Raw genomic sequence first — 21,746 nt, 5'->3', positions numbered from 1 at the left:
GTCAGTGTGCGACCGGCCGGGATACGAGGCGGCCGTCCGGCGCCATCTCGCGTGTGATGTAGCCCAGCGCAGCCGCATCGACAGGTCTGTCGATCAGCCTGAAGCCGGAGCTGATGATCAGGCTGCGCACCGCGGCCTCTGCCTCTTCGGGATCGCCGGCAGCGAAGAGCTCGAGGAAGATGCCGTGCACGCGCAGCACGTGCGCCTTGTCGATGCCGTGCAAGCCGATCCGGCGCCGATAGAGCAGGATCAACGTCCGCAACGCCTGCCATGCCGAGACAAGATGCGCGTTGCCCGAGCCCTCCACCAGGGCGCGATGGAACGCCCAGTGCTCGTCAAGCAGCCGTTCGAGGTCGTCCTTGTCGGCGGCTGCGCGCATGCGCGCCACCGCCTGTTCCAGCAAAGCGCGTTGCGCTGCATCGCGGCTGACGGCGGCGACGCGTGCGGCCGCGCCTTCCAGCAAGCCGCGCATCACGATGGCCTGGCCGAGCGACTCCTCGGACGGCGAGGCGACACATGCGCCCAGGTTGGGGCGAATCTCGACCAGGCCACGCGCAGCCAACGACTTCAGGGCCTCGCGCACCGGGCCGCGGCTGACTTTCAACGTGTCGGCCAGCCACGATTCCACCAGCCGCTCGCCGGGCGCGAAGCGGCCTTCGCTGATGGCGGCAGCGATCTCCTCGGCCACTTGCTCCGGGAAGGGAACGGTTCGAACCACGCGTCGCATGGCGCGACCCTAACAAGGATCGACGAGAGATGACGACAGCAAAAGCGTTGCAAGGTGTCAGGGTGATCGAAGTGGCGAACTTCCTTGCCGCGCCTTCGATGGGCATGCACCTCGCCGACTACGGCGCCGACGTGGTCAAGGTCGAGCGTCCCGGCAGCGGCGACGAGTTCCGCAAATGGGGGCTCAGCAAGAACGGCGTGGCGCTCTACTTCAAGGTCATCAACCGCAACAAGCGCTCGGTCACGGCCGACCTTCGCACCCCGCTGGGCCAGGACATCGTGAAGCGCCTGGCGCGGACGGCCGACATCCTGGTGGAGAACTACCGTCCGGGAACGATGGAGAAATGGGGCCTGGGCTATGACGTGCTGTCGGCCATCAATCCCGGCCTGGTGATGATGCGGCTGACCGGCTACGGCCAGACGGGCCCCGCCGCGCGCAAGCCGGGCTTCGGCACCGCGCTCGAGGGCTTCGCCGGCGCCGTCTACATCTCGGGCGAGCCCGGGCGGCCGCCGCTCCTGCCCGGCTTCGGGCTGGCCGACGGCAGCGCCGGCATCATGGGGGCTTTTCTGGCCCTGGCGGCGCTGCGCGAGCGCGATGCCAATGGCGGGCGCGGCCAGGTGGTCGACCTCGCTCTTTACGAGGCCATGTTCGGCTTGCTCGGCCCGTTCGTGGTCGACCACGACCAGCACGGCATCGTGCAGGAACGCATGGGAAGCCGCGTTCCGTGGGTGGCGCCGCGCAACACCTATCGCACGCGCGACGGGCGCTGGGTGTCGCTGTCGGCAAGCTCGAACCAGACCTTTGCGCGCCTGTGCCGGGCGCTCGCGATCCCCGAGCTCGCCGCAGATCCGCGCTTTGCAGAGAATCGCGACCGCATCGGCAATGTCGAGGCGCTGGACCGGCTTCTGCAGGATGCGATCGGCCGCTTCGACCGCGACGCCCTGATCGCGACCCTGGAAGCTGCCGAAGCCGTGGTCGCGCCGGTCAACAGCATCGCCGACATCGCCGCCGATCCCCACATCCAGGCGCGCGAGAGCATCGTAGCCGTGGACGACGAGGAGCTGGGCGGGCCGGTGCACATGCAGAACGTCGCCGGCCGCTTCTCGCGCACGCCGGGCCGCATCGCGCATGCCGGCCCGCCGCTGGGCGCGCATAATCGCCAGGTGCTGATGGAGGAGCTGGGCTTCAGCGCCGAAGAGCTGGCCGCGGCCGAGCTGCCGATATGATCTCGTTGCGGCCATCCGCTGCGCCGTAAGTGGACGCGAAGCACACTTCTGTCATCTTGAGCGCGGGGTTGGCTATCCGCTCGTGCGCCCGACGTCAGCGCCCGGCCATACGGATCTGGACCTCGATGGTGGCGCTGCGGCCCGAGGCATCGATCACGGTGAGGCGGGTGCGGCCGGCGCCGCCGGGGTGCCACAGCGGGAAGGCGCGGAAGCGGTCGTCGGGCACCGGCTTGCCGTCGACCAGCCATCGCAGGGCGCCGCTGCCGCCTTCGGCCTTCAGCGGCACCGCATCCGACGTGACCTCCAGCGTGCTGTTGGCGACGGGATAGAGGATGCGCGGCGGCTTCGGCGGCGTGATCGCCGCCGCGCGCATGCCCGACGACGCGGGGGCAGGGGCGAGCGTCGCCGTCGCCGCCTGCAGGCGCGCGGCTTGCGGGATCAGCACGCGCATGGCTGGCGGCAGATCGCTGTTGCGCGCCACGATCAGGGCATCCGGCGGCGGCGCGGCATGCGGGGCCGCCTCGCCCGGCATCTGCTCGAACAGCTTCAGCAGGATCGGCAGCGCGGTGTCGCGGCCGTAGCGGCCGGGCAGCGGCGCGCCGTCGGCGCGGCCGGTCCACACCACGATGGTGTAGGCGCCGGACACGCCCGCGGCCCAGGCGTCGCGGAAGCCGTAGGATGTTCCGGTCTTGAACGCGATCACGCGATCGCCGCCGCGGCGCCCGTCGAGCGGGCGCGTCGGCGCGGTCCAGCCGTCCGGCAGGGGGCCGTTGGCGAGGATGTCGCGCACATGCCAGGCCGCGCCCGGCCCCATCAGGCGGAAGCCGTCGGCAACCGGATCCTCGGCGCGCAGGCGCAGCGGCCGGACGGTGCCGTCGCGCGCCAGCCCGGCATAGAGCGTGGCGAGGTCGAGCGGCGAGAGGCCGACGCCGCCCAGCGCCAGGGCCAGCGACGCCGGCTCGCCCGGCCCGCGCGGCAGCGCCGGCGCCACGCCCGATTGACGCAGCAGGGCCAGGAAGCGCGCCGCGCCGATGCGCTCCAGCGCCGCCACGGCCGGCACGTTCAGCGACTGCTGCAGCGCCCGGCGGATGGTCAGCGTGCCCTGGTGCTCGCCGTCGAAATTGCGCGGCATCCAGTCGCCGAAGCGGATCGGCGCGTCATCGACGAAGGTCTCGGGATGGGCCACGCCGTCATCGAACGCGATGCCGTAGATGAACGGCTTCAAGGTCGAGCCCGGCGAACGCTTGGCACGCACCAGGTCGACATAGCCCTGCCGGCCGGTGAGGTCGCCGCCATGCCAGGCGACGATCGCACCCTTGCGGTTGTCGACGATGACGACGGCGATGTCGCCCTTGCTGGCGTCGCGGCTGCGCTCCTCCGCCGCCAGCCGTGCGGCGGTGGCCTGGAGCTCGCGGCGGATCGTGGTGCGGATGATGCCGTCGGCCGGGGGGCGGGCAGCCAGCATCTGGCTGACATGCGGCGCGATGCGCGGCAGCGCCAGCCGCTGGTCGGGCGACGGCTGCGCCATCGCCTCGCGCAGGGTCTGATCGTCGATCGCGCCGCGCTCATGGACGCGCTGCAGCACCATGTCGCGGGCGGCGTGGGCGCGGTCGGGAAAGCGGTCGGGCCGGCGCCGCTCGGGCGATTGCGGCAGCGCCACCAGCAGCGCCGCCTCGGCCGGCGTCAGCCGCCTGGGCTCCTTGCCGAAATAGGCAAGCGCGGCGGCGCGCACACCTTCGATGTTGCCGCCGAACGGTGCCAGGGTGAGGTAGATCGAGAGGATCTCGTCCTTGGAGTAGCGCCATTCGAGCTGCAGGGCACGCGCCGACTGCAGCAGCTTGCCGGTGAACGTGCGGCGCTGGTGCGGCTGCAGCAGGCGCGCCGCCTGCATCGACAGCGTCGAGGCGCCCGACACGATGCGACCGCGCGTGGCGTACTGAAAGGCGGCGCGCGCGGCGGCCAAGGGATCGACGCCCAGGTGCGAGTCGAAGCGCTGGTCCTCGTAGGCTTTCAGCAAGCTCAGATAGAGTGGATCGACATCGGCGGGGGTGGCCTTCAGCCGCCAGCGGCTGTCAGGCGCGGTGAAGGCGCGCAGCAGGCGAGAGTCGGCGTCGAGCACCTCGACCGAGCGCGCCTCGTAGCGCGACAGGTCGGGCGGGAAGATCCGGTCCAGCGCCAGCAGCGTGCCGGCGGCGGCGACGGCGGCGAGGGCGAGGGTGCGGGCGACGTTTCGGACCGCGCGCGTCCACGCGCGCCTCGGCGCGCGAGCGCCGACCGCCGTTCGCTCTTCGCTTCGCTGCGAGCGAGTGCGGGCGTGGACGCCCGCGGTCCGAAAGAACATCATCCGCGCCTCACCGCGGCAGGACGGTGAGCTTGCCCGGGGCGCCGCGGGCGACGGTCTCGGGGTCGTACATGTCCTCGGCCTGCACCGCGGGCAGGGCATAGGTGCCCGGCGTCACGGCGCGCACGATGTAGGCCAGCTGCACGGCCGAACGGTCGTCCTCGTTGTACCAGAAGCGGTAGGCCGAGCCGACCGGGCGCTTGCCCAGCGTGAAGGAGGCGAAGAAGCGGTCGTCCCGCGCCTCCGTAGTCGAGACCTTCGACAGCGCCGGGAGGAACTTGTAGGCGTTCTCCTCGGGCAGGACGCCCTCGATCTCCAGCCCGGCGGGCAGCAGGTCCAGCAGCGCGATCTCGCGGTAGACCTGGTTCACATTGCCGACCGAGACCAGGGCGATCAGCCGATCGTTCTGGCGCACCTTCGAGAGATCGGCCGGCTTGCCGTCGAGCGTCAGGAACTGCCGGCTGAGCTGCAGGCCCTTGTGCTGCTCCGGCGGCAGGACCTGGGTCGGCACGCCGCGCACCGAGACCGTGGCCCAGACCTCGCCCGCGGCGGCGTTCTTGACCGAGAGCTTCTTGCCGGCCTTGACGTCGACATCGAACGCGGCCGGATCGCGCTCCGGCTTGACGGGCTTGCCGTCAACCACGAGGTCGAGCTTGCCGCCAGCGCCCTGCAGGGTGGCGTAGGCGGCCATCAGCATCCACGCTTTCTCCTGCGTGGTGGTGTAGCGGTCCTCCAGCCGCTTCTGCTCCAGCAGCAGGGTGGTGAGGCGCGCCAGCGCCGGGCGCTGGTCGGCGTCGGGCACCAGCGCGATGAGGCCGGCGAGGTCACGCACCGCCGTGCCGTAGTAGTCGTCCTTCGGCTTCTGGCCGACGCTGGCAACCGCGAGCTGGAACTGGCCCTGCGAGCGGCCACGCTCGCCGACCAGGGTCAGCGCCGCCGCCAGCTGGCCGCGGCCCAGGGCACCGACGATCTTGTCGCCGTCCGTGTCCTGGAAGTAGCGGACGCGGCCGGCATCGGCCAGGCCGGCGCGCGCCAGCACGTACCAGGCATAGGCCTGGGCGTTGGGCGCCATCTTCTCGGCCGAGCGCTGCAGCCACAGAAGACCGCGGCGGTAGGGCGTCTCGGGCACCACGAAGCCCTTCTCGCGGGCGCGCATCAGGAAGTCGAGCGCATAGACCTGCAGCCAGGGATCGGCGATCGAGCCCTGGGCCGTCCACATGCCGAAGCCACCGTCCGAGGCCTGCCGGTCGAGCACGCTGAACACGGCATCCTGCACGCGGCGCGCGATGGCGCGGTCCTCGTGCTGGGCGCCCAGCAGCGCCACGTCGTTGAAGTAGAGCAGCGGCAGCGCGCGGCTGGTCGTCTGCTCCAGGCAGCCATACGGGTAGCGGTCGAGCGAGCGCAGGATCGAGGCGACGTCGAAGCCGCGCAGGGCCGAGACGGCCACCGCGACGCTGGCGGTGCCGGGCAGGAAGTCGGCCGCCGCCTCGCGGTCGACGGTCAGCTCCTTGCCCGCGGTCAGCGACACGGCAAACTGCTTGGTGACAGGCGCCTGGGTCGGCCGCACCTCGATCTGCCAGTCGCGCGTGACCTTGAAGCCGCCGGGACCCTCCATGGCCAGGGTCAGGGTGCTGATGCCCGTCTCGCGCGCCACGATCGGCACGCTGAGCTGCTCGCGCTTGTTGGCGGGCAGCGACACGGTCTTCTCGCCGGCGGTGACGTTCACCGGGCCGACGGCGGTCAGGCGCACCTTGTAGTCGCCGGGCGCGCCGGTGACGTTCTGCACCGAGATGGTGGCGCGGCTGTCGTCGCCGGGCGCCAGGAAGCGCGGCAGCACGAGGTCGCTGGTGACGGCATCGCGCACGAACAGCCGCTTCTCGGCGGCGCCGACGCGGGCCTTGTCGTAGGCCACCACCATCAGCCGCAGCTGGCCGCTGAAGTCGGGCACGTCGAGCGCGATGCGCGCCTCGCCGTTGGCGTCGAGCTTCACCACGCCGGAGAACAGCGAGGCGATCTTGATCGGCACGGCATCGAGCCCGGCGCCGCCGGCGCCATCGCCGCCGCTGCGCAGCTGGCCCATGAAGTCGGCGCGCGGGTCGAGCAGCTTGCCGTAGTCGTCGCGCATGGCGACGCCCAGCATGCGCTTGCCGAAGTAGTAGTCGACCGGCGCCGGCGTCTTGTGCCTGGTGATCTGCAGGATGCCCTCGTCGACGGCGGCCAGCGTGACGAACACCTCGCCGCTGCCGGCGTTGGCCACCTTCACCGGCATCACGACGCGCTGGCGCGGCACGATGCTCTCGGGCGTGCCGATCTGCACGTCGAGCCGCCGCGCGCCGGGATCGATCGCCAGCCACGCCAGCCCGACGGTGCGCACCGGCACGCGATCGGCCTTCTGCTGCAGCGGGCGATAGGCCGTGACCAGCGCATAGGCGCCGGCGCCCCAGTCGGCCGACACCGGGATGTCGACGGTGCTGCCGCCGGCGGCGACCTTGACCATGCGGGTCTCGAAGATGCGGTCGCTGGCCAGCACCACCATCGCCTCGCCGGCGAACGGCGCCTCGATGCGCAGCCTGGCCGTCTCGCCCACCGCATAGGCCTTCTTGTCGGCGACCACGCCGGCAGTGTCGGGCGAGTCGCGCTCGTCGGACGAAGCGCCCCAGCCGACATAGAATTTCACGACCGTGCGGGTGTCGTTCTCGGCATCGACCACGACCAGCCGGTGGCGGCCCCATTCGAAGGTGCCGGCGACGCGGGTCGACCGGTCGGCGGCGACATCGATCGTGCCCTCGGTCACGACCACGGCGCGATCGTTGTCCTGCCAGCGCCAGCGGCCGTCCTGGTCCTGGAACCACTGGTAGGTGCGATGGATGCGCTCGATGCGCCACTGCAGGCCGCTGCGCGCGATGCGCTTGCCCGCCGCATCGACGGCCGCGATCTCGAAGGCGGCCTCATGGCCCTCGGGCACGAAGAACGAGAAGTCCTTCTGGCCGTACCACGGCGGCAGCTCGCGGTCGCCCAGCGCCGGGCGCACGCCGACATAGCCGTTGCGGGTGCGGATCGGCACCGTGAGCGTCTCGGCCGTGGGGCGGCCGCCGGGCTCGAACACCGAGATGCGGGCCTCGGCCAGCAGCGGCGCGATATGGTCGATCTTCTCGTCGAGCTGGGTCGTGGCCTGGCTCTTGCCCTTGTCGTCCAAGGTCGGCAGGTCGAGCCGCACGACCTCGGGGCCGAACTTTGCGTCAGGGTCGCCGAAGAGATAGCCGGGCAGGGCGGGGAAGGGCGCCGGGTCGACCTTCACGGTCAGCTCGCCCTCGCCGTCCAGGCCGGCGGCCGGCGCGCCATAGAGGAAGTCGGCGCCGACATCGACCGCGAGCTCGGCATTGCGTCCCACCGGCGCCTTGGGGCCGGACAGCTCGACCTTGATCTTCTGCGGGATGAAGTCCTCGACCGCGAACTCGACACGGCCGACGGGCGCGCCCTTGGGGTCGAGATAGGTCTCGACCGACCATTTGCCGCGCCGCGCGGTGCGGGTCAGCTCCAGCGGCCAGTGCAGGCCGCCGGCGCCCTGCATCTGCAGCGCGGCGCGCCGGTACTCGACGCCGTCCGGACGCTTGGCGACCATGGTCACCGGCACGCCCTCGATGGCGTTGGCGGCGCGGTCGCGGATCAGCGCCACGATGTTGACGGTCTCGCCGGGACGGAAGACGCCGCGGTCGGTGTAGAGGAAGGCATCGACCGGCCCGGGCACGCTGCGGCCTTCGACGCCGCGGTCGGAGAGGTCGAAGGCGCCCTTCTGGACGTCGATATAGCTGAAATTGCTGCCGCCCTTGTCCCGCGCCATCACCATGATGGGCTCGCCGGCGCCCTTGGTGGCCAGCAGGTTGGCGGGGAACTGGGCGCGGCCCTGGGCATCGGTGGTCAGCCGGGCGATGTCCTCGTTGTTGCGCGTGATCAGCGTCAGCTCGATGCCGGCAGCGGGCTGGGCGGTGTTCAGCGAGCGGGCGAAGACGGTCAGCCCGTCGCTGCCGGTGAAGGTGGTGAGGCCGATATCGGTGTCGATCAGCCACTGCGTGGCGAAGCGGCGCTCGTAGTACTTGTCGTAGTCGAAGTTCTCGTTCTCCTTGCCGAGCAGCTCGTCGATGGTGCCGTCGGCGGCGTTCCAGGCCACGACGACGTAGGCGCCGGGCTTCCAGTCCTTCACCACCTCGCGCACCGGGATCGACGTCGTCACCACCTTGTTCTGGTCGTTGCGCACCTCCATGGTGCCCGACCACAGGAGCGCGCCGGTCTTCTTGCGGAAGGCATCCATGGCGTAGGACTGCAGCTCGCGGCGGCTCTCGCCGAAGGCCTCGTCATCGTCGGAATAGAAGATCGAGGCGCTGCGGCCGACCTGCGAGACCATGCGGTCGCTGATGCGATAGATCTGGACGTAGACCTTGGAGACGTTGACCGTGGTCAGCGGCACGCCGCCGGCGGTCTCGCGTGGCAGGATGTAGCCCTTGCTCTGGAAGTTGACCGACGCCGGACGCTCGCCCAGCGCCACGTCCACGGTCTCGGCCGCCGCCAGCTTGGCCCCCGATTTCGCCGGCAGGCCGGCCTTCAGCTCGACCTGGTAGTTGGCGCCGTAGGCCAGCCCGCCCAGGCAGATGCGCTCCTGGCGCACGACGATGGCGGGCTGGGCCTGCGGCTGGATGGCCAGGTAGTCGCCGTACTTCACGCGGCCGCTGTCGTCGAGCAGCTCGGAAAAGTGCAGGCAGGCCTCGGGCGTGGCGTCGGCGCTGAGCGTGACGCGCCCGAAGCGGAACGGCACCGGCGTAGGCGCCGCTGGTGTCGGCGCCGCGGCCGGGGTCGGTGCCGGCTTGGGCGCGGCGTCCGCCTGCTTCGGCGCCGCCGGTGCCGGCGCCGGCTTGGCCGCCGGCACCGGCGCGGTGGCGTTGGACACGTCGAACGGATCAGCGCGGTGGCCGATGACATAGCCACCGAGGCCCGAGAGCACGGCGACGGTGACGAGGAGGGCGAGGGTGGTTTTCTTCATGGCCATCACCTAGGGGGCGCGAAATCGTGGCGGCGCCGTGCCCGCAGCGGCGCGGGGCGACGTCGTCAGGAGCAGGCGGTGCCGGGGCGTTGCATCGCAGCCTGCGATACGCACCCTAACCCGTTGGACTGTAGATGAAAAGTGATCGCTCGCCAACGCGAAAATCGCAATTTTATGAGGCAACACGATACACATGGGCAACAATCCACAAGATATCGCCAGACCGTGGCCGGATTGTGTCGGTACGACGTCCTTGCCGTGACGCACGGAATTTCCGCGGCGCCGGCACGAATTCGGCACATGCCGACTTTGTGCATTGGGAAATCGCCTGTGGATGAGCATGCCGGGCGACGTCGCATCACGCGCGGCGCTTTGCTAAGCATCGGCCAGCATGACCCTGCATCTCATCAAGCTCGCCGTCGGCGTCGACGACATCGCGCATCTGAAGCAGCTTCAGGACAAGCGCCGCAAGGAGCGGCGGCAGAAGCCGGGCACACCGCATTGGGTCTTCACGCGCAACACGCCGCGCCGCGCCGAGGAATTGCTGGAGGGCGGCTCGCTATACTGGGTGATCCGCGGCGTGGTGCGCTGCCGGCAGGAGCTGGTCGGCCTCGATGAGGACCGTGATGCCGATGGCGACAAGTATTGCCGCATCAAGGTCAGGCGCACGGTGGTGGCGACGGCGCCCAAGGCGATGCGGGCCTTCCAGGGCTGGCGCTACTACGAGGACGAGCACGCGCCATCCGATCTGCGCAGCGGCGATTCCACGGATGTGCCGCCCGACATGGCCGCCGAGCTGAAGCGGCTGGGGTTGCTGTGAGGTCGCTCTATTGTCCTGGTTGACCCTTCGGCTTCGCTCACAAGACAGGTGCGAAGGACTCCGCGGCGGTTCGGTCAGCGAAGAGCGGTGCTGGCGACGGCTGGGACCGCGCCGCTCCAGCGGCGCTCATGAGCCGGCCCTTCGGGCCGGTGCGTCGCTGGAGCGACGCGGTCCGACCCGTCACCAGCCGCACCGAAGTTCTCGATCTCCAGGAGATCCTCGCTGCTTTCTGCCTTCTCTCGTCGATCACCCCTTCGCCGCCGTCTTGCGCTCGGCGTCCATGCGCTTGAGCTCGCGGCGCATGATCTTGCCGGTGGTGGTCAGCGGGAACTCGGTGACGAACTCGACCTCGCGCGGATACTCGTGCGCCGCCAGGCGGGTCTTCACGTAGCCGGCGATCTCCGCTTTCAGGGCTTCGCTGGGCGCCACCTCGGACCGCAGCTGCACGAACGCCTTCACGATCTCGGTGCGCACCGGGTCGGGCACGCCCACGACGCCGGCCATGGCCACCGAGGGGTGCCCCATCAGGCATTCCTCGATCTCGCCCGGGCCGATGCGGTAGCCGCCCGAGGTGATGACGTCGTCGTCGCGGCTCTTGAAGAAGAGGTAGCCGTCGGCGTCGAGGCGGCCGAGGTCGCCGGTCAGCAGCCAGTCGCCGGCGAACTTCTTCTGCGTCGCCTCGGGGTTGCGCCAGTATTCCAGCATCACCACCGGGTCGTGGCGCCAGCCCGCCACCTGGCCTTCCTCGCCCGGCGGCAGGAGGTTGCCGTCGCTGTCCACGATGCCGACGCGGCGGCCGACGCAGGCGCGGCCGCATGAGGCGGGGCGCACCTCGAACCAGTTCGGGGCGTTGAGCGTCATCAGGTTCATCTCGGTCTGGCCGTAGCCTTCCGAGATGGTGCAGCCGAAGGTCTCGCGGCCCCACTGCAGCAGCTCCTCGCCCATGGCCTCGCCGCCGGTGTAGACGGTGCGCACGGCGTAGTCCCAGCGCTGCCGCGGCGCCTGCACCTGGCGCATCATCTTGAGCGCCGTGGGCGGTATGAAGCTGGCCCCGACATGGTGCTTTTCCAGCAGATGGAAAGCCTTCTCGGGGTCGAACTTGGCGAAGCGGTGCGCCAGCACCGGCGTGCCGAAATACCAGGCCGGGAACAGTGCGTCGTAGAGGCCGGCGATCCAGGCCCATTCGGCCGGCGTCCACAGCACCTCGTTGCCGCGCGGCCAGAAATCGGCCCATTGCTGCATGGCCGGGATCACGCCCTCGAGCATGCGATGCGCGTGCAGCGCACCCTTGGGCTGGCCCGTGGTGCCCGAGGTGTAGATCAGCAGGGCCGGGTCCTCGCGGTGTGTCGCCACGGTGGTGAAGCTGTCCGACGCCGCCGCGAGCAGGGTGTCGTAATCGAGGAAATCGCCGGCATGCCTGCCGGCGCCGACCACGATGACATGCTTGAGGTCCGGCAGGCGCGGGCGGGCGGCCAGCACCTTGGGCAGCTGCGCCATGTCGGTGATCACGGCGATGGCGCCGGCATTGGCCAGGCGGTATTCGACCGCCTCCTCGCCGAACAGAGGGAACAGCGGCAGCGCCACGACGCCCATGCCGTAGCAGGCGACATGCGACACGGCGAGCTCGACGCTCTGCGACAGGAAGACGCCGACGCGATCGCCCTTGGTCACGCCCAGGCCGGTGAGCACATTGGCCGCCCGGGCGCTGGCGCGCACCATGTCGCCGTAGGTCCAGGTGCGGACCGTGCCGTCGGCATCCTCGACGATCATCGCCAGCGCCTGCGGCGGGTGCCGTTCGCAGACGAAATGACGGATGTTGTAGCGCTCCGGTATCCGCCATGCGAACCGGCGCTGCGCTTCCTCATACGATACGCCCAACGGAAACATCGGTCGGCCTCTGTGCGTTTCCACCATTATGGCCGCAAGACTAGCACCGGGCGGATCGATCGAGACAATGCAATTGTCCGGCAGGCGCTTTCGCAGTGCGCGGTCTGACGCTATCCTGCCCGCTGCACGAGAGGAGCGTTCACGACCATGGCCCCCGATGGCGGCGCCGCGCGCGCCAAGTCCAATACCGAGATCGTGGCGTCGGTCTGCCCGCATGACTGCACCAGCACCTGCGCGCTGGATGTCGAGCGGCTGGACACGCATACGATCGGCCGCGTGCGCGGCTCCAAGCGCAACACCTACACATCAGGCGTGATCTGCGAGAAGGTGGCGCGCTACAGCGAGCGTGTGCACCATCCCGACCGCCTGCAATATCCGATGAAGCGGGTCGGGCCGAAGGGCTCGGGCCAGTTCCGCCGCATCGGCTGGGACGAGGCGCTGGACATCGTGGCGCACGAGTTCACGGAACGCGCCGAGAAGCTGGGCAGCGAGACGGTGTGGCCCTACTTCTACGCCGGCACGATGGGCCTGGTGCAGCGCGACGGCATCCAGCGCCTGCGGCATGCGATGAAGTACTCGCGCTGGTTCTCGACCATCTGCGTCACCCTGGCGGACACCGGCTGGATCGCCGGCGTCGGCGCCAAGCGCGGCGCCGACATGCGCGAGGTCGACGCGCATTCGGACCTGGTGGTGATCTGGGGCGGCAACCCGGTGAACACCCAGGTCAACGTGATGCATCACGCCATGGCGGCCCGCAAGCGCGGCGCCACGCTGGTGGTGGTCGATCCCTACCGCACCGGCACCGCCGAGAAGGCCGACATGCACCTGGCCGTGCGCCCGGGCACCGACGGCGCGCTCGCCTGCGCGGTGATGCATGTGCTGTTCGCCGAGGGCTTCGCCGACTGGGACTACCTGCGCCAATACACCGACTGCCCCGATGCGCTCGCCGTGCATGTCAAGACGCGGACGCCTGCGTGGGCGGCGGCGATCACGGGGCTCAGCGTCGAGCAGATCACGGCTTTCGCGCGGCTCTATGGCCGCAGCAAGAAGTCGTTCATCCGCTGCCATCACGGCTTCAGCCGCTCGCGCAACGGCGCCGCCAACATGCATGCCGTGACCTGCCTCCCGGCTATCACCGGCGCCTGGAAATATCCCGGCGGCGGCGCGCTCTACGGCCACACCGGCATGTATCCGCTGAACCGCGTCCTGATCGAAGGGCTGGACTGCGTCGACCACTCGCTTCGTGATCTCGACCAGTCACGGCTGGGACCGATCCTGACCAACGATCCGGCGGCGCTCAACGGCGGCCCGCCGGTGACGGCGATGCTGGTGCAGAACACCAATCCGGCCATGGTCTGCCCGGAGCTGAACCTGGTGCACAAGGGGCTGGCGCGCGAGGATCTGTTCCTGTGCGTGCACGAGCAGTTCCTGACCGAGACGGCGGCCTTCGCCGACGTCGTGCTGCCGGCGACCACGTTCCTGGAGCATGACGATTTCTACACCGCCAGCGGCCACACGTATTTCCAGGTCACCAGGAAGGTGATCGAGCCTTATGCCGAAAGCCGCGAGAACCACCATGTCATCTGTGCGCTCGCCAAGCGGCTGGGCGCGAAGCATCGCGGCTTCGAGATGACGGCGTGGGAGATCATGGACGAGACCTTGCGGCTCTCGGGCATGTGGGACGCGGAGATGAACCACGCCCAGGGCGGCCAGGATTTCGCGCTGCCGTTCGAGACGGCGCATTTCCTCGACGGCTTCCCGACCCGGGACCGCAAGTTCCACTTCAGCCCCGACTGGTCGCGCTTCGGCGGCCGCTGGCAGCAGATGCCAAAGCTGCCCGACCATTTCGACGTGATCGACAATGCCACCGAGGACAGGCCGTTCCGGCTGGTGGCGGCGCCGGCACGCACCTTCCTGAACTCGACCTTCACCGAGACGCCAGGCTCGCTGGCGCGCGAGAAGCGGCCGACGGTGCTGATGAACCCCACGGATTGCGCCGCTCTGGACGTGGGCGAGGGTGACCGCGTCGTGCTGGGCAACGAGCGCGGCAGCGTGCTGGTGCATGTCATGCCGCAGGACGGCCAGCAGCGCGGCGTGGTCGTGGTCGAGGGCATCTGGCCCAACAAGCATTTCGAGCGCAAGCTGGGCATCAACGCCATCACCAGCGCCGATCCCGGCTGGCCCAACGGCGGCGCCGTGTTCCATGACACGGCGGTGTGGATCCGCAAGGAATAGCCGGCCAATCCGTCATCCCGAGCGCAGCGAGAGATCTCCTCGAAACGAGTCTCCATTCGCGGGAGATCCCTCGCTGCGCTCGGGATGACGGCGTTAGGAAGGCCGCATCCAAGTTGTCCCCACCCCCTGACTCGCGGTCGGGGAACGATCGGTGTAACAATCGGCCCAGGAGATCGGCATAGACCGGTCGGTGAGGCCCCCTCGATGAGTGTAACCACCGCGCCCTTTCTCGCCGCGTTCCGCGTCGCCGCCAACCCCAGCGTCGTGCAGGCCCAGGCGCGCGACGCCGCGCCGCGTGCGCACGTGATCGTCTTCGGCAACGAGAAGGGCGGCTCGGGCAAGTCGACGGCGGCGATGCATATCGCCGTGGCTCTGCTGCGCGAGGGCGCGCGGGTAGGCACGATCGATGTCGACGCCCGCCAGGGCACGCTGACCCGCTATGTCGAGAACCGGCGCACCTGGGTCACGGCAAAGGGGATGGCAGCGCCTGTCCCCGAGCATCGCGCCGTCCTGCCCAGCACCCAGTCGGTGCGGACGGACGCCGAGGCCGACGAGCGGCAGCGGCTCGATGCGGCTTTCGCCGACCTGTTGCCGGTCTGCGACTATGTCATCGCCGATACGCCGGGCAGCGATACATTCCTGTCGCGCCACGCGCACACCTATGGCGACACGCTGGTGACGCCGCTCAACGACAGCTTCGTCGACCTCGACCTGCTGGCGCGCATCGACCCCGACACCCTGAAGGTGGTGCGGCCCAGCATCTACGCCGAGACGGTGTGGAAGCAGCGGCAGCTGCGCGCCATGAGCGGCGGCAAGCCGGTCGACTGGCTGGTGATGCGCAACCGCCTGTCGGCGATCGCGGCGCGCAACAAGCGCGACATGGCCGCGGTCCTGGAGTCGCTGGCCAAGCGCATCGGCTACCGCCTCGCCGCCGGCCTGAGCGAGCGCGTGATCTACCGCGAGCTGTTCCTCAAGGGGCTGACCCTGCTCGACCTGCGCGAGGAGAAGACCGGCATCGCCATGACCATGTCGCACGTCGCGGCGCGGCAGGAGGTGCGCGATCTGCTGTCGGCCCTCAACCTGCCGTCGCGGGCCGAGGCGGCAGAACCGGTGGCCGCCGGCGAGTAGGCGCCGGGCACCGCCGCCCGGCCCAGAGCGTTTCACGTTTCAATGGAAATGTACCCGGCGCCGGCGAAGTAGCTGCCGCCCTCGTCGGACCGTGCGGTCTTGAACAAATCGCGCGCCGGTCCCGAGGCATTTAATAATTTTTTACATACGCTGTGCACTGCCGCCCTTCAAGATTGCGCAGCGACCGAGGGCAGGGGCCTCGGGTCCGATGGCTCGGCGGGGGCAGCGATTGGATAGCTGGACAAAATCGGCCGCGGCTCGCCGCCGCGCCACGACCTTGCTCACGGCGTTCGGCTGGCTCGCGGCCACGATGCCGGCGCAAGCGCAAGTCACCACCTGGACCGGCGTGACGTCATCCGACTGGTTCACCGCCGGCAACTGGTCCCCCGGGGTTCCGACCAACGCGGCCGACACGATAACGAGGATCGACACGGTCACGCCCAATGCGACGGTGGTCGGCACGGCCGGTGCCCAGGCGGACGGCCTCATCATCGGCTACATCAACGGCAGCGGGATGCTGACGATCCAGGGCGGCGGCACCCTCACCGACAATATGGCCACTATTGCTGCCGTCCCAGGAGTGACCGGCACCGTGACGGTCGAAGGGGCGGGATCGTTGTGGACCAATGCCGGGGTCTTCGTCGGCCAGTCGGGCAGCGGCACGCTGGTGATCCGGAACGGGGCTACCGTCACAGCCAGTACGGGCGCTATTGCCCTCGCCCCCGGATCGACCGGCACGGCGACGGTCGATGGCACCGGATCGTCCTGGACCAATTCCCTGCTCATCGTCAGCAACGGCGGCGGCGCCACGCTGACGGTTCGCAACGGCGGCACCGTGATCAGCGACTCCGGCTCGATCGGCGCCGGCTTTTCGACTGGGACGGGCAGCGTGACGGTGGACGGCACAGGCTCGTCCTGGGCTGCCGGCCAGCTCCTGGTCGGCAACGGCGGCGGCGCCACGTTGACGGTCCAGAACGGCGGCACGGTCACAAGCACCAGTGCGTCCGTTGGCAATGGCGGCCCGACCGCCAACGCGACGGTGGATGGCGCAGGATCGTCCTGGGCCAATTCCGGCATATTTGTCGTCGGCAGTGCGGGCAGCGGCGCGCTGACGATCCGCAATGGCGGCACTGTAAGCAGCACGCTGGCCGCCGTCATTGGCGTCGGTAGCACGGCGGCCGGCACGGTGACGGTCGATGGCGCCGGATCATCCTGGACCATTGCCAGCAATCTCAGCGTCGGCAGCGCCAGCAGTGGCACGGGCACGCTGACGATCAGCAATGGCGGCACTGTGCGCAACACCGACGGCTCCATTGGTGATGCTCTCCGTGGGAGCGGCACCGTGACGGTGGACGGCACGGGATCGTCCTGGGCCAATTCCGGCAGTCTCGTCGTCGGCAACTTCGACACCGGCACGCTGACGATCCGCAATGGCGGTGCCGTGAGCAACACCAACGCTGACATTGGCAATTTTCCCGACGTCACCGGCACTGTGACGGTGGACGGCACAGGATCGTCGTGGACCAATACCGGTCTGCTCATCGTCGGCGACCAGGGCAGGGGCGTGCTGACGGTCAGCAATGGCGCCGCTGTGAGCAGCACCGGCGGCTTCATTGGTGGTTTTACCGGGTCGACCGGCACTGTGACGGTGGACGGCACAGGATCGTCGTGGACCAATACCGGTCTGCTCGTCGTCGGCGAGCAGGGCAGCGGCACACTGACGGTGCGCAATGGCGGCACTGTGAGCAACACCGACGGCGCCATCGGCAACTCTTCCGGCGTGACCGGCACCGTGACGGTGGACGGTGCAGGCTCGTCCTGGGCCAATACGGGCGTGCTCTCCGTCGGCAACGCCGGCACCGGCACACTGACGATCCGCAACGGGGGCACCGTCTCGGCCGCGAGCGCCATCATTGCCGGCGCGGCCGCCGGGACACTCAATATCGGCGCCGCCTCCGGTGAGATTTCGGCCGCGCCGGGCACGCTGAATGCGCCGACCGTCGCGTTGCAGGCCAGCACCGACCGGATCGTCTTCAACCACACCGCCGCCAGCTACGTGTTCGCCGCGGCCATCTCGGGTGCGGGCGCGGTGGTGGTCGAGGCGGGCACGACCATCCTGACCGCCAACAATACCTACACCGGCCCCACCACGATCGCTGGCGGCGGCAGGCTCATCGTCAACGGGTCGATCGCGTCAGGCCTCACGACGGTGAACAGCGGCGGCACGCTGGGCGGCAGCGGTGCCATCACCGGCACGGTGACGGTGGACGGCACCCTCTCGGCCGGCACCAGCCCCGGCACCCTGACGATGGGCACGCTGGCGCTCAACGCGGGGTCGACATCGATCTTCGAGCTCAACGCCCCGGGTGTCGTCGGTGGCGTGAGCAACGATCTGGTCGTCGTCACCAACGGCCTCACCCTGGGCGGCACGCTCCAGGCGCAGGCCGCGGCTGGCGGCTACTATCGCCTGTTCAGCTACGGCGGCACATTGTCGGGCAGCTTTGCCTTTACCAGCGCGACGGGCACCGGCGGCTTCGTGGTTGCGGACCATCAGGTGCAGGTGGGCATCCCGGGCCAGGTCAACCTCGCCGTGCGAGGTGTCGGCCAGGTCCTGCAATTCTGGGATGGTTCTGACGGCATCGGTAACGGCACAGTGGACGGCGGCGCCGGCATCTGGAGCACCGCCGGCACCAACTGGACCGGCCAGCCCGGCCAGGCCGGCATCAACGGACCCTGGGAAGGGTCGGTCGCCATATTCGCCGGCGCGGCCGGTGGCGGCGTCAGTGTCGCCAGCACGCAGGCATTCGACACGCTGCAGTTCTCGACCAACGGCTACGTGCTGGGCGGCGGCACGCTGGCGCTGTCACCCGCCAGCGGCACGGCCGGCACCATCACGGTCGACAGCGGCATCACCGCCACCATCGGCTCGGTCATCGCCGACGGCACGGCCAGCGGCCTGAACAAGCTCGGCGGCGGCACGCTGATCCTCACCGGCGCCAACGCCTACACCGGCGGCACGACCATCAGCGCCGGCACGCTGTCGGTATCCGCCGATGCCAATCTCGGCGGTGCCGGCGGCGGGCTCACGTTCAACGGCGGCACGCTGCAGAACACCGGCGCGATTACGATGACACGGGCGGTGACGCTCAACGCCGGTGGCGGCACCTTCCAGACCGATGCCGACCTCGAGGTCAGCGGCGACATCGGCGGCAGCGGCGGCCTGACCAAGACAGGCGCGGCGATCCTGACCCTGAGCGGCAACAACACCTACGAGGGCCCCACGACCATCACCGCCGGCACCCTGCTGGCGGCGACGTCCACGGCGCTCTCGCCGCTGTCGGCCATCACCGTCAACGCCGGCGGCGTCCTGCAAATCCTCGACGGCGGCATCTTCGCCGGCGCGGGGTCGCTGGCCGGTGACGGCTCGGTCGTCATCGGCATGGGCTCGGTGCTGGTCGTCGGGCTGAACGATCAGAGCACCACGTTCTCCGGCGCGATCTCCGGCAGCGGCTCGTTCGAGAAGAACGGCGCCGGCACCCTGACCCTGACCGGCACCAGCAGCATCGACGGCGAGCTGAGCGTCTGCTGCGGCACGCTCGACATCAGCGGCGGCTCGTTCACGGCGGGGGCCACGGTCGTCGCCGGCACGCTCACCCTCTCCAACGGCGGGCGATTGCAGACCGGCGACCTGCTCGACAACGGCACGCTGCTGATCACCGGCCCGGGCGCGAGCGCGACCGCCAGCGGCGATACCGTGATCGGCGCGTTCAACCAGGCCACGGCGACGATCAGCGGCGGCGGCAGGCTCGACAGCGTGGGTGACGCGTTCATTGGCCAGGGCTCCACCATCACCGTCACCGGCACCGGTTCGGCATGGACGATCGCCGGCGGGCTGGGAATCGGCGATCCGGTCGGTGGCGCGGGCACGCTGACGGTCGCCGATGGCGCCGCCGTCACTGTCTCTGGCGTCACGATCATCGACCCGACCGGCACGCTCAACCTCGGCAATGGCGGCCTGGCCGGCGCCATCGCAGCGCCGCTGATCATCAACGACGGCCAGATCGTCGCCAGCTTCACCGACACCCTGACGCTCGCCGCGCCCATCGGCGGCGCCGGCTCGCTGGTCAAGACCGGCGCCGGCACGCTGACCTTGACCGGCATCAACACTTATGGCGGCGGCACGACGATCAGCGCCGGCACGCTGGTGGGCAGCGCCACCTCGTTCGGGACGGGAGGCATCGTGAACAACGCCGCGCTGGTGCTGAACCAGGTGGTGGTCGGCACCCTGTCGAACGCGATCTCGGGCAGCGGCACCGTCGAGAAGACCGGCGTCGGCACGCTGACCTTGACCGGCATCAACAGCTATGGCGGCGGCACGACGATCAGCGTCGGGACGCTGGTGGGCAACGCCGCCTCCTTCGGGACGGGCGGGATCGTGAACAACGCCGCGCTGGTGCTGGACCAGGTGGCGGTCGGCACCCTGTCGAACGTGATCTCCGGCAGCGGCACCGTGGAGAAGACGGGCGCCGGCACGCTGATCTTGACCGGCATCAACAGCTACGGCGGCGGCACGACGATCAGCGCCGGCACGCTGGTGGGCAGCGCCGCGTCCTTCGGGACAGGCGGCATCGTGACCAACGCCGCGCTGGTGCTGGACCAGGCGATAGCCGGCACCCTGTCGAACGTGATCTCCGGCAGCGGCACCGTGGAGAAGACCGGGGCGGGCACGCTGATCTTGACCGGCATCAACAGCTATGGCGGCGGCACGACGATCAGCGCCGGCACGCTGGTGGGCAACGCCGCCTCGTTCGGGACAGGCGGGATCGTGACCAACGCCGCGCTGGTCCTGGACCAGGCGATAGCCGGCACCCTGTCGAACGCGATCTCGGGCAGCGGCACCGTCGAGAAGACCGGCGCCGGCACGCTGACCTTGACCGGCATCAACAGCTATGGCGGCGGCACGACGATCAGCGCCGGGACGCTGGTGGGCAACGCCGCCTCGTTCGGGACAGGCGGGATCGTGACCAACGCCGCGCTGGTCCTGGACCAGGCGATAGCCGGCACCCTGTCGAACGCGATCTCGGGCAGCGGCGCCGTCGAGAAGACCGGGGCCGGCACGCTGACCTTGACCGGCGTCAACAGCTACGGCGGCGGCACGACGATCAGCGTCGGCACGCTGGTGGGCAGCGCCGCATCCTTCGGGACAGGCGGGATCGTGACCAACGCCGCGCTGGTCCTGGATCAGGCGATAGCCGGCGCTTTGTCGAACGTGATCTCCGGCAGCGGCACCGTGGAGAAGACGGGCGCCGGCACGCTGGCGTTGACAGGCATCAACGCCTATGGCGGCGGCACGACGATCAGCGCCGGGACGCTGGTGGGCAACGCCGCCTCGTTCGGGACAGGCGGGATCGTGAACAACGCCGCGCTGGTGCTGGACCAGGTTGCGGCCGGCACCCTGTCGAACGTGATCTCGGGCAGCGGCACGGTGGAGAAGGCGGGCGCCGGCACGCTGACGTTGACAGGCATCAACAGCTATGGCGGCGGCACGACGATCAGCGTCGGGACGCTGGCGGGCAACGCCGCCTCGTTCGGGACAGGCGGGATCGTGAACAACGCCGCGCTGGTGCTGGACCAGGCGATAGCCGGCACCCTGTCGAACGCGATCTCGGGCAGCGGCACCGTGGAGAAGACCGGGGCTGGCACGCTGATCCTGACGGGCATCAACAGCTATGGCGGCGGCACCACGATCAGCGCCGGGACGCTGGTGGGCAACGCCGCCTCGTTCGGGACAGGCGGGATCGTGACCAACGCCGCGCTGGTCCTGGACCAGGGGACAGCCGGCACCCTGTCGAACGTGATCTCGGGCAGCGGCACCGTCGAGAAGACCGGAGCGGGCACGCTGACCTTGACCGGTGTCAACAGCTATGGCGGCGGCACCACGATCAGCGCCGGCACCCTGCAGCTGGGCAATGGCGGCACCACGGGCTCGATCATCGGTGACGTGCTCAACAACGGCACGCTGGCGTTCAATCGCTCCGACACCGTGACCTTCGCCGGAATCATTTCAGGCACCGGTGCCATGCAGCAGGACGGCGCCGGGACCACCGTGTTGACCGGCACCAGCACCTATCGCGGTCCGACCAGCGTCAATGCTGGCCGCCTGATCGTGAACGGCGTGATCGCCAGCACGGTGACGATCAACAGCGGCGGCCTGCTGGGCGGCAGCGGCACCATCGGCGGCTTCACCGCCAACGCCGGCGGCACGGTCTCTCCGGGCAATTCTCCGGACACGCTCAACGTCGCCGGCAATGTCGCCTTCGCCGCCGGCTCGACCTACCTGGTCGAGA

The 21,746-nt window shown here is 69.7% G+C and carries 9 protein-coding genes; 5 read left to right on the top strand and 4 right to left on the bottom strand.

The genetic code is table 11. The features are described 5' to 3' along the window. Window position 1: 1 nt before the first annotated feature. Window positions 2–688, bottom strand: coding sequence for a GntR family transcriptional regulator (locus FHP25_RS34550; RefSeq protein ID WP_178134008.1), 687 nt, complete (start codon window positions 686–688; stop codon window positions 2–4). A gap of 68 nt (window positions 689–756) precedes the next feature. Between FHP25_RS34550 and FHP25_RS34545 the strand changes: the two genes are divergently transcribed. Continuing rightward, window positions 757–1,953, top strand: coding sequence for a CaiB/BaiF CoA transferase family protein (locus FHP25_RS34545; RefSeq protein ID WP_147851549.1), 1,197 nt, complete (start codon window positions 757–759; stop codon window positions 1,951–1,953). Between the two features lie 94 nt (window positions 1,954–2,047). On the opposite strand, the gene pbpC is transcribed toward FHP25_RS34545, so the two are convergent. Then, complete coding sequence (gene pbpC / locus FHP25_RS34540; protein WP_231712585.1) at window positions 2,048–4,297, bottom strand: penicillin-binding protein 1C; 2,250 nt, start codon at window positions 4,295–4,297, stop codon at window positions 2,048–2,050. Between the two features lie 7 nt (window positions 4,298–4,304). Further along, window positions 4,305–9,329: an alpha-2-macroglobulin family protein gene (locus FHP25_RS34535; protein ID WP_178134007.1), complete on the bottom strand. Its 5,025-nt coding sequence runs from the start codon at window positions 9,327–9,329 to the stop codon at window positions 4,305–4,307. 391 nt (window positions 9,330–9,720) lie between these two features. Between FHP25_RS34535 and FHP25_RS34525 the strand changes: the two genes are divergently transcribed. Beyond that, window positions 9,721–10,149 carry a DUF1489 family protein gene (locus FHP25_RS34525; RefSeq protein WP_147851546.1) on the top strand — a complete coding sequence of 143 codons (429 nt, stop codon included), beginning with the start codon at window positions 9,721–9,723 and terminating at the stop codon, window positions 10,147–10,149. 246 nt (window positions 10,150–10,395) lie between these two features. Here FHP25_RS34525 and FHP25_RS34520 read toward each other — a convergent pair whose 3' ends face one another. After that, window positions 10,396–12,036: an AMP-binding protein gene (locus FHP25_RS34520; RefSeq protein WP_147851545.1), complete on the bottom strand. Its 1,641-nt coding sequence runs from the start codon at window positions 12,034–12,036 to the stop codon at window positions 10,396–10,398. 147 nt (window positions 12,037–12,183) lie between these two features. On the opposite strand from FHP25_RS34520, the gene FHP25_RS34515 reads away from it, so the two are divergent. The 3 genes from FHP25_RS34515 to FHP25_RS34505 all read left to right on the top strand — a co-directional run. After that, complete coding sequence (locus FHP25_RS34515) at window positions 12,184–14,271, top strand: molybdopterin oxidoreductase family protein (protein WP_147851544.1); 2,088 nt, start codon at window positions 12,184–12,186, stop codon at window positions 14,269–14,271. A 204-nt stretch (window positions 14,272–14,475) separates the two neighbouring features. After that, on the top strand, window positions 14,476–15,399 hold the full coding sequence (locus FHP25_RS34510) for a division plane positioning ATPase MipZ (protein WP_147851543.1): 924 nt from the start codon (window positions 14,476–14,478) through the stop codon (window positions 15,397–15,399). 229 nt (window positions 15,400–15,628) lie between these two features. Then, on the top strand, window positions 15,629–21,746 hold a 6,118-nt coding region (locus FHP25_RS34505; protein WP_178134006.1), incomplete at its 3' end, for an autotransporter-associated beta strand repeat-containing protein.

It is taken from the genome of Vineibacter terrae, assembly GCF_008039615.1.
GTDB classification, from domain to species: Bacteria; Pseudomonadota; Alphaproteobacteria; order Reyranellales; family Reyranellaceae; genus Vineibacter; species Vineibacter terrae.
Note: the sequence above shows the minus strand (reverse complement) of the source record. Positions and strands in the feature narration are given on the sequence as shown.

Bases quoted from the DNA above. Each gene is read 5' to 3' on its own strand.
- FHP25_RS34545 (WP_147851549.1), top strand. From the start codon at position 757: ATGACGACAGCAAAAGCGTTGCAAGGTGTCAGGGTGATCGAAGTGGCG.
- pbpC (WP_231712585.1), bottom strand. From the start codon at position 4,297: ATGATGTTCTTTCGGACCGCGGGCGTCCACGCCCGCACTCGCTCGCAG.
- FHP25_RS34535 (WP_178134007.1), bottom strand. From the start codon at position 9,329: ATGAAGAAAACCACCCTCGCCCTCCTCGTCACCGTCGCCGTGCTCTCG.
- FHP25_RS34525 (WP_147851546.1), top strand. From the start codon at position 9,721: ATGACCCTGCATCTCATCAAGCTCGCCGTCGGCGTCGACGACATCGCG.
- FHP25_RS34520 (WP_147851545.1), bottom strand. From the start codon at position 12,036: ATGTTTCCGTTGGGCGTATCGTATGAGGAAGCGCAGCGCCGGTTCGCA.
- FHP25_RS34515 (WP_147851544.1), top strand. From the start codon at position 12,184: ATGGCCCCCGATGGCGGCGCCGCGCGCGCCAAGTCCAATACCGAGATC.
- FHP25_RS34510 (WP_147851543.1), top strand. From the start codon at position 14,476: ATGAGTGTAACCACCGCGCCCTTTCTCGCCGCGTTCCGCGTCGCCGCC.